Raw genomic sequence first — 9,681 nt, 5'->3', positions numbered from 1 at the left:
TCTAGCTTCGTCGGCAGCGTCAGATGTGTATAAGAGACAGCTGCATAAGGCCAACTGACGCGCCGAGAACTCAGTTCGGCGCGCGCTTGGCAAGCTCGATCAACATCCGCGATGCCAGGTACAGGCGTGGCGGGATCGAGTCGATCTCGATGAATTCATTGCGTGCGTGATACCCCCAGCCTGCGAGTCCAAGGCCTTCCAGCACCGCGGCATGACCGGAGCGGCCGGCAAACCCTGCGTCGGTGCCGCCGTTGGTGGTGGGATGCATCAGCAGCTTGCGGCCATCCAGTTCGGCATAGATCTCCTGCGCCAGATCCGCCAATGCACGGCCGCGCTCACCCGCCACGTAGATCGGGCGCAGCGGCTCCAGCGTGACCGTGGTGGTGGTATCCGGCACCGCGTGGCTCTGCTTGACCTTGGCCTGCAATGCGGCCAGAAGGTTGGCATTGCTGTCGGCCTGGGTGACACGTGCATCGCCACCCACTTCGGCGCGTTCCGGAATCTGGTTGCGCGCCGTGCCGGCATTGGCCGTCGTCCAGTTGAGCTGCGCACCCGGCACCCCGGCGGCCACGTCCTTGGTCTGGATGATCTGATGGGCCAGTTCGACGAGTGCGTTGCGGCCCTGCTCCGGAGCCGCACCTGCGTGTGCGGACAGGCCCTGCACCGTCATCCGCACCTGCGAGGTGCCGGCGGCACTGAGCAGCACGCCTTCGCTTTCGATCACCGCCTTGGCCGCCGATGGCTCGAAGGACAGCACCACGTCATGCTCGTCCGCCAGCTTGGCAATGGTTTCACCTGAGCCCGGCGAGCCAATCTCTTCGTCCGGATTGAACAACACCGTGACCGTCGCATAATCGTTCCACCCGCGCGCCTTGAGCAGGGCCAGCGAATGCAGGATCACCGCGATGCCACCCTTGTCGTCGGCGATACCCGGGCCATACAACAGGTTGCCTTTCTGGTGGAACGGTTCCTTCTCGAGGATGCCGCGGTCGTAGACGGTATCGGCGTGGGCGATCAACATCACCTTCAACTTGCCAGTGCCGTTGAAGGTGCCGCGCACCAGATCCGGGCCGCCGGTTGCCGACGGTACCCGCTCCACCTTCGCATCCAGCGCCTGCAGCCGCTTGTCGAGATAGGCCATCACCTTGCCGACCCCCTCATGATCCGTAGAGCCGGACTCCATCAGTACCAGCTCGCGCAGTGTCTCGATCACTGCTGGCTGCTGGGCCGTCGCCGCTGCCCGCAACTGCGCATCGAGCTGTGCCGCCTGCGCCTGCGCTGCGAAAGACCCTGCAGCCAGTAATCCGCTGAAAATCGCCGTGCGTGAAATTCTCATGGCCTGCTCCTGTGGTCGCCGCCGTAGCCTATCAGCGACACGGTGGCGATAGGGAGCCCTGGCGCACAGGAACGGGCCATCCGCTGGAACCACGGCTGCCCACATCACGCCGGCATTGCTGGCAGCGAGATGATCCGTGAGTTTCAGCGGATGACGGTGCTCTCAGGCCTCCTGCAAGCCCGGCCGGCCATGCACCACCGCATAGCGCTTCCAGCTTTCCAGCTTGCCGTTAGGCTGCATTACCTGGTCCAGCGTCATCATGTCGCCCACCCAGCTATCACGGGTCACGTCGCACAGCACATAGCCGCGTTTGTCGGTGGTGGCCTTCAGGTGCGGACTGTGCTGCAGCGTATTGCGCGCCATCGCATCGACGCCCTGGCCATCGGCGCCGGAGCTGATCGACGTGGCCAGGAATTCGCTGGAGATCACCCCGGAATCGGCGTTGTCCTGCACCAGGTCGCTGGCGTAGTGGCGGTGCGCGTCACCGCATGCGGTGACCACGTTGTTGAAGCCCACTGTCTGGATGTGATCGAGCAGCCGTCTGCGGCTGTCCAGGTAACCGGACCATTGGTCGTCCGATGACACCACCTGCCCATCCTTCTCGCGCGCGTAATTACCCAGCGACACCTGGTGGGCGATGGTGTGCCAACGCGGCGTTGCATCCGCCAGCCCATCGAACAACCAGCGTTCCTGCTGCGTGCCGACGATGCTGCGTGCCGGCGACTCGACCTGCGCACGCGACGCCATGTCCACCTGCTTGCTGCGGTATTGGCGGGTATCAAGCAGGTGCAGGTCCATCAGGTTGCCGTAGCGCGCACGCCGATACAGTTGCATATGCCCGCTGACCGGGAATGCAGAACGGCGCAGCGGCATGTTCTCGTAGTACGCTTGGAACGCCTGTGCGCGCCGCAGCAGGAACACTTCACTCGGGGTTCCATCCTGGTCCTCCGCGCCCGCCCAGTTGTTGTCCACCTCGTGGTCATCGAAGGTCACGAACCACGGTGCGGCGGCGTGCGCGGCCTGCAGGTCCGCATCACTCTTGTACTGCGCATAGCGCCGCCGATAGTCATCCAGCGTGTAGATCTGCGGCCCAACGTGGTTGCGCAGGTTGGTGAAAGGCCGACCATTCATCCGCCGCACGCCAGGCTGGCTCTCACCCTCGTAGATGTAGTCGCCATAGTGGAAGACGAAATCCAGCGGCTCCTCGGCGATGCAACGCCAGCCGGTGAAATGCCCTTCCTCGAAGTGCTGGCAACCGGCCACCGCGAAGCGGACCCTGTCCACCTGCGCCGCTGCCGCAGGCAGGGTGCAGGTGCGGCCTACCGCGCTTTCATGGCCGCCAACAGTGAAGCGGTACCAATACGGTCGGCCAGGCTCCAGCCCTTGCAGCTCCACATGCAAGGCATGACCGAGCTCGGGATGCGCAAGTGCCGAGCCCTGCCGCAACACGCGACGGAAGCCATCATCGGCAGCGAGCTGCCATTGCACGGGGATCGGCCGCGGCGTGATGCCACCGCCGAATACCAAGGGTTCGGTCGCCAGCCGCGTCCACAACACCATGCCATCTGGGCTGGGGTCGCCGGACGCCACCCCGAGCGTGAACGGCGAGCTGGCAAAGCGCGGCGATGCCAGCAGGTTGCGCGGATTCAGTGCGCTGGCGTCGGCCCGTGCGGCCAGCGATGCGGTGCCCATCCACGCACCAAACGCCGACAGACCGGACAGCGCGAGGAAACGCCTGCGATTGAAGTTTTCCACGGGCCGCGTCCTCAGTTGTAGATGATGTGGAAGTAGTAGAAGCGGCCGTAGTCATCGATCTCGGTACGGAAGCGACCGTTCGGACCGGTGCTGTAGGTCGGCTGCATGTTGAACAGGTTCTTGGCCTCGTACTTCAGCGTGACGTGCTTGCTGATCTTGTGGCTGAAAGCCAGGTTGAAGGTCATGTACGGGTCGTAGTAGGAATCGAGCCATTCGGTATCACCGAAGTCGACCAGCATGCGGCTGCGATAGTTGCCGGAAACCCGCAGCTGGGCGCTGTTCCACGGCATCCGCCAGATCGCCGAGCCATTGAGCGACCAGTCCGGTTGGTACAACAGGCGATCAAGGCGCCGCGATGTACCGTCACTGATCCTGTAGTTGGTCTGCCCGTCCAGGCCCGTGGCATTGAAGAACATGTCGAAGCGGTGACGTCCCCAGCGCAGGTTGCGGTTGGCGATGGCGAACTCGACGCCGCGCAGCCGCGATTCGTCGGTGTTCATCGGCTGGGTGACCCGGTAGGTGGTGTCGCCGATATCCTCGAAGGTGGTCAAGGTATAGATGTCGTCCTTGATCACCTTGTCGAACAGGGCAACCGAGACGATGCCGTTGTTGCCGTTGAAGTACTTCTCCCAGGCCAGGTCCAGATTCGTCGAGCGGCGCGGATCGAGCCCGGCATTGCCCTGCTTGATCGTGCAATAGCCCCGGCCATCGTCATCGTCCGCACAGCTGCTGTTGGTGGCCTGGGCGATGTTGCTCGGCGTTGGGCGGCCCAGCGTGCGGCTCGCCGAGAAACGCAGGCGCTGGTTCTCGCTGAGCTTGAAACTGGCGTTCAGCGAAGGCAGCAGGTCGCTGTAGCCGCCGCTGGTCTTCAGGAAATCGGCGGTATAGGTGCTGCCGCCGTTGTTGCTGTACGGGCTGAACGCATCGAAGCGGGTGTGGTCGTAGCGCAGGCCGCCGATCAGCAGCAGCCGATCCCATGCATAGTGGGCGGACACATAGGCATTGGCGATGTCCTCGACGTACTTGTAGTCGCTGGTGAAGTTCGCGTTCGGATAGGCCGCGTTGTTGTTGCCCAGGGTCGGCACCAGCTCTTCGGTGACCTTGCTGTTGTCGATCAGCGGAAAGCCCGGCACCGAGCCGAGCAGCGTCGAACCCGGATACAGGTAGTCATTCAAGGTCGCGCTGGTCTTGTAGTAGTTGAAATCGATGTCCTGCCAGATGTTGAGGTGGCGGTACTCGGCACCTGCGGCAAGCCCGAAGCCGCGCGCATCGGCATCGATGTTGTGGCTGAAGTCCAGGCGCAGGTTGTCGATGGTCTCCTTCGCGTCGCGTGGCGACACGTAGGCCTGGGCCGGATTGAGCTTGAAGCTGGAACTGGTCAGCAGGCTCGGGTCGGACACACCCACGGCGTTCGGGAAGCCGTGCTTGTCATTGGCGTAGTCCACGAACAGATTGCTCGGGTAGGCGCGCACGCCCCAATAGACCTGGGTATTGTCGAAGGTCTCCTCGGTATGGCCGCCGCGCAGGGTCAGCCTGGTCAGCGCACCGATGTCCCAGTTGAAGTTGGCGATCGCCCCGCGATTGTTGCGGTCCCAGCGATCGTGGCGATTCTTGATGTAGATGCTGTTGATCTGGGTGGTGCCGCCATCGGCGGTCTGATCACGGATCGCGAACTTCGCGTTGGAATACAGATCGGTCTTGTTCATCGTCGAGTTCTCGTAGAAGCGGTACGAGTACAGCAACAACGACGCGTAGAAGGGATCGTCGCTTGGCTTCCATTCCAGCTTGGCCGAGCCACCGAAGTTGGTGATGAAGTTGGTATAGGTGCCGGTACTGAAGTTGCCCGGTGCACGCAGGCCGTTCCAACCGGCCGCCTCGGTGGGCGCGGTGGTGCCATCGGTCAGGTACTTGCCCGCATCGTTGAAGTAGTAGTTGGACTCGACCCAGCGCTTGATGCTGTTGCGCGAACGCTGCTCATAGCGGGCCACCGCGACGATGCCGAACTGCTGGTCAGCGCCGAACTGGTTGGAGAACACCATCTTGGCGCTCTTGCCAAAGTGCCCAAGTGTCTTGTGGTCACCGCCGGCACTGCGGCCAACATCGGTCTCGGCGGTGGAGTAGATACCCGCCACGTCGGCGAATACATACTGCCCGGAGCGATCAAACGCGCTGCGGCTGATGATGTCGATCACCCCACCAATGGCATCCGGTGCCTGCTCGGCACTGAAGCTCTTGTAGATATCGGTGCGGGTACCGATGTCACTGGGAATCAGCTGCAGGTTGTTCATCCGCTCGCCGGAGCCGCTGCCGCCGACGCTGGCAATGGCGATGCCATCGATGGTGGTGTAGTTGAGGTTGGCCTGCACGCCGCGCACGGTGACGTAACGCGGCTCACCGGCGTCCTCCACCGCGCTCAGGCCCGGCGCGGCCATCAGGCTCTCGGCCAGGGTCTCGTCGCCATAACTGTCCATCTCGTCATAGATCACCGAATCCTTGATCACCGGCGACTGCTTCTTCTGGTCGATGACCTCGTGTGCGGCAATCACCGTCACCGTCCCCAGGGTAGGCGCGGCGGCGGCCTCTGCGGCACGCGGCACCGCTGGCGCGGGCTGCGCAGCGGCCGGCTTGGCAGGCGCCGGATCGATGGCGATGACGTTGCCGTCCACCACGCTGTAGCTCAGCCCGCTGCCAGCCAGCAGTACCTCCAGCGCCTGTTTGACGGTGGCGCCGCTCGGCACCGCCGCTGCCATGCGCGGCGCGCCGGTGGGCGAGTAGAGGAACTGCACGCCGGCACTGCGTGACAACTGCTCCAACGCATGACCCAGCGATTGCGCCGGGATCGCGGTCGTCACTTTCGCTTCCAGTCCATCCGTGGCGGCCAATGCCGGCACGGCAATGCAGGGGGATAGTGCGAGTACGACCGACAGGTAGAGCTTCTTCCGCATCACGGTTCCTAAGGAGGGAGATTGCATGTGCCGCGTCGGCAGATGACGTCGGCTTCCCCTAGTAAGAGCGGTGCTGCGGCGAAGTGGAGAACGCTGATTCGATGAATTTTTTCTTACAGGCCCAACGCGCTGCCTTCAGCGGCTATGGACATGCACGGTGTCACCACGGCGCTGCACCTTGAAGCGCGGGTCGCGGGCAAGGAATGCCTGCAGCGCCACGATCCGGTCCGCATCCAGGCTGCCGGACAGGCGCATGGCCGCCGCTGCGTCGTCCTCGATCACGACCTGCACCCGGTTATGGCGATTGAATGCTGCCGCAACCTCATCCAGACGTTCGTCCAGGAAGGAGACCTTGCGATGCTGCCAATCCAGCAGCATCGATGCAGGCATGTCCAAGGGCTGCACCGCACCGGTATCGTTGTCCACCAGCACCACGCGGCCCGCGATCAGGCTCGCCAGGCGCTGCTGATCCGAGTCACCCCGCCAGACCTCGACTTCACCGGAGACCACACCAATGCGCGTGTTCTGCAGCCGTCGCGACACATCGAACACAGTGCCGATATCGCGCACCCGCAGCTCGCCAACCTGCACCTCGAATGCGCGGCGGTCCGTTGCCACATCGAAACTGGCTTCACCGCGCAGCAGCTCCACCCGTCTATCCAGCCAGCCCATGCGCACACGGATGGCGCTGTCCGCGTTCAACCGCACCTGGGTGCGATCTGCCAGCACCAGTTCGCGCAGTTCACCGTGGCCTGCCGCCAACACCTGCTCCTGCGGCCATAGCCGTGACAATGACGCCCCCAGCACCAGCACCAGGCAGGCAGCCGCGGCCAAGGCAGTCCAGCGGCGCCGTCCACGTCGCGCTGGAACCGCGTTGCTGGCGGCGTTGCTGGCAAACAGGGGCACCACCTTGGCCGTCGGTCGACGTGCGCCCGCCTCCATCAGCATGCCTTCGAGCAGGTCGGACGATGCTGCCGGCATCGCCTCGCCTACCTGCCGGTGCAGATCGAGCGCACGCAGATAGGCACGCACATGCTCCGGTGAACGCCGCAGCCAGGCCAGGAATGCGCGCCGCTGTACGTCGCCCAGCGCCCCGTCGCGGTTGATCAGGAACCACTGCACGCCCTGCTCGGCAACACTTCCATCCATGCAATCGGTGGTATCCGGGTTCATGCACCCTCCCTGGTGCCAAGGGCCTGCCGGCAGGCTTCCAGCCCCTTGCCTATATGCTTGCGCACCATGTGCACGGACACATCAAGCTGCGCACTGATCTGCAGGCATTCCACGCCTTCGCGATAGTGCAGCTCCATCACCCGGCGGGTGGTGGCAGGCAAGCGCGCGATGGCGCCGCGGATATCACTCCAACGCTGCACCTGCTCGAACTCGCCCTCGATGTCTTCCTCGCTCTTCAGCACCTCGGCAAGCAGATCGACATCGTCCAGCGGTGGACGCGCGGATTGCGTGCGCGCGTGCTCGCGGGCGAGGTTGGCGGCGACCGCGAAGAGATAGCCTTCTGGATTGGCGATGGCCTCGGCATCGTCGTCACTGCGACGCAGCAGCCGCAGGTAGACCTCCTGCGCCAGATCCTCGGCATCATCGGCGTGGGAGCCCCGGCGCAGGAAGAATCCCCGCAGCAAGCGTCGGCGCAGCTCATAGCCCTGCTCCCAGATCCTGGCGCTTTTCACCACAACCCAAGGTCCCGCCGCCGATAAAGCAGCAGATGGTGGCGCGCGGAGATGACAGCAGCATTTCATCGCCTGGCAATGGCAATGGCAGCGGTCAAGCCGTGATGCATGGATTCCCGGTGGCAGAAAGCCTGTGATTGCATGTCAGAGGGGAGGCGCCCCGACCCAGCCTGCGGTGCCGTACCGCTCCGTCCGCAGGCGCCACGCTTCACCAACTCCGTGCACGCGGCCGCATCGACGGGATGCAACAACGATTCCATGAACAGGAAAGTGAACAAAAACAGCGGCTTCGCCCAAAAAAGGAAGCAAGCTGTTCGCGCGTGCGATGATCGGGGTTCCTCCGCTACCCCAACACTGCATGGAATGGTTATCCGACCCAACAATCTGGATGGGTCTTTCTACACTTGTCGTTCTCGAGATCATCCTCGGCATCGACAACCTCGTCTTCATCGCGATCCTTGCGGACAAGCTTCCCCCCCACCAGCGTGACAAGGCCCGCCTCATCGGCTTGAGCCTGGCGCTGTTGATGCGACTGGGCCTGCTGGCCACGCTGTCCTGGATCATGCGGCTCACCACGCCGCTGTTCTCCGTATTCGACCACGCGTTCTCCGGCCGCGACCTGATCCTGCTGGTCGGCGGCCTGTTCCTGTTGTTCAAGGCGACGATGGAGCTGCACGAGCGGCTTGAAGGACGCTCGCATGAAGCCGGCGACAACAAGGTGTACGCCAGCTTCGGCCTGGTGGTGACGCAGATCGTCATCCTCGATGCGGTGTTCTCGCTGGACTCGGTGATCACCGCGGTCGGCATGGTCGACAACCTCGGCGTGATGTTCGCCGCGGTGACCATCGCGATGGCCGTGATGATGCTGGCCAGCAAGCCGCTGACCAGTTTCGTCAACCGTCATCCGACGGTGGTGATCCTGTGCCTTGGCTTCCTGTTGATGATCGGCTTCAGCCTGGTGGCCGAAGGCCTGGGCTTCAAGATTCCCAAGGGCTATCTGTACGCAGCCATCGCCTTCTCGATCCTGATCGAGGGTTTCAACCAGTGGACGCAGTTCAATCGCGAAAAGCACGCACAGAACCTGTCCTTCCGGCAGCGCACCTCCAACGCGGTGCTCAAGCTGCTGGGCTCACGCCCGACGCAGGCCGTTGCCGGTGAGAGCCACGAGCCAGCGGATCAGCTGCCATCGGGCCTGGCCGCATCCGAGCACGACATGATCCGCGGCGTGCTGGCCCTGGCCGACCGCTCGGTCGCAAGCGTGATGACGGTGCGTGCCGATATCCAATGGATCGATCTGGGCAAGGGCCCGGAGCACACCACCGCGCAGCTGATGGCCTCGCCGCATACGCGCCTGCTGGTGGCCGATGGCGAGCTGGACAACCTGCAAGGCGTGGTGCAGAGCCGCGACCTGCTGGCGGGCGTGCTCGCCGGCAAGCCCTTGGTGTTGGCCGACTACCTGCGCGAGCCGCTGACCCTGCCGGAAGGCGCGACCGCACTGCGTGCGCTGGAGCGGATCAAGCAGCATCCGATTCCATTGGCGGTGGTGGTCGACGAATACGGCAGCGTGCAGGGCCTGGTCACCGCCAACGATCTGCTGGCGGCGATTGCAGGCGATCTTGCCGATACCCGCGACGCCGACTTCGGCGCCGAACAGGTGGATGGCAGCTGGATCGTCGATGCGTCCATGTCGATCGAAGACGTGGAGCGCATCACCGGCATCACGCTGGAACGAAGCCCGATGTATGTCAGCCTGTCCGGCCTGTTCCTACATGCGCTGGAGCGGCTGCCGGTGGCTGGCGATACCGTTGAGTCGACTGGCTGGCGCCTGCAGGTGATTGACCTGGAAGGCAGGAGAATCGGCAAGACGCGGATCTCCGCGATCGACAAGCAGTAACCACTGCCGGGGCGCCACGGCTGCCACGTGCAGCCGTGCGCATCCTGAAAGCCGTCCCGATTCAGG

6 protein-coding genes are annotated in these 9,681 nt (G+C 63.8%); 1 reads left to right on the top strand and 5 read right to left on the bottom strand.

Annotated features, from left to right (window positions below):
• Nucleotides 1–70 precede the first annotated feature (70 nt).
• The 5 genes from AC1VWL_RS02480 to AC1VWL_RS02460 form a co-directional block, all read right to left on the bottom strand.
• Nucleotides 71–1,336 carry a glutamate carboxypeptidase gene (locus tag AC1VWL_RS02480; protein ID WP_482985618.1) on the bottom strand — a complete coding sequence of 422 codons (1,266 nt, stop codon included), beginning with the start codon at nucleotides 1,334–1,336 and terminating at the stop codon, nucleotides 71–73.
• A 162-nt stretch (nucleotides 1,337–1,498) separates the two neighbouring features.
• On the bottom strand, nucleotides 1,499–3,091 hold the full coding sequence (locus AC1VWL_RS02475) for an alkaline phosphatase D family protein (protein WP_482985617.1): 1,593 nt from the start codon (nucleotides 3,089–3,091) through the stop codon (nucleotides 1,499–1,501).
• 11 nt (nucleotides 3,092–3,102) lie between these two features.
• A complete protein-coding gene (locus AC1VWL_RS02470) occupies nucleotides 3,103–6,036 on the bottom strand; it encodes a TonB-dependent receptor (RefSeq protein ID WP_482985616.1) in 2,934 nt (977 codons plus the stop codon).
• A 135-nt stretch (nucleotides 6,037–6,171) separates the two neighbouring features.
• Nucleotides 6,172–7,209 (bottom strand): FecR family protein, encoded by a 1,038-nt coding sequence (locus AC1VWL_RS02465; RefSeq protein WP_482985615.1) that lies wholly within the window; start codon nucleotides 7,207–7,209, stop codon nucleotides 6,172–6,174.
• Entirely contained in the window at nucleotides 7,206–7,721 is a 516-nt protein-coding gene (locus tag AC1VWL_RS02460) for an RNA polymerase sigma factor (RefSeq protein ID WP_481533769.1), read from the bottom strand. Before AC1VWL_RS02460 ends, AC1VWL_RS02465 begins: the two co-directional genes overlap by 4 nt.
• A 358-nt stretch (nucleotides 7,722–8,079) precedes the next feature.
• Between AC1VWL_RS02460 and AC1VWL_RS02455 the strand changes: the two genes are divergently transcribed.
• Nucleotides 8,080–9,615, top strand: coding sequence for a TerC family protein (locus AC1VWL_RS02455; RefSeq protein ID WP_282266399.1), 1,536 nt, complete (start codon nucleotides 8,080–8,082; stop codon nucleotides 9,613–9,615).
• The last annotated feature ends 66 nt before the right edge of the window (nucleotides 9,616–9,681 follow it).

The sequence above is a fragment of the Stenotrophomonas sp. STEN063 genome, assembly GCF_056854515.1.
Note: the sequence above shows the minus strand (reverse complement) of the source record. Positions and strands in the feature narration are given on the sequence as shown.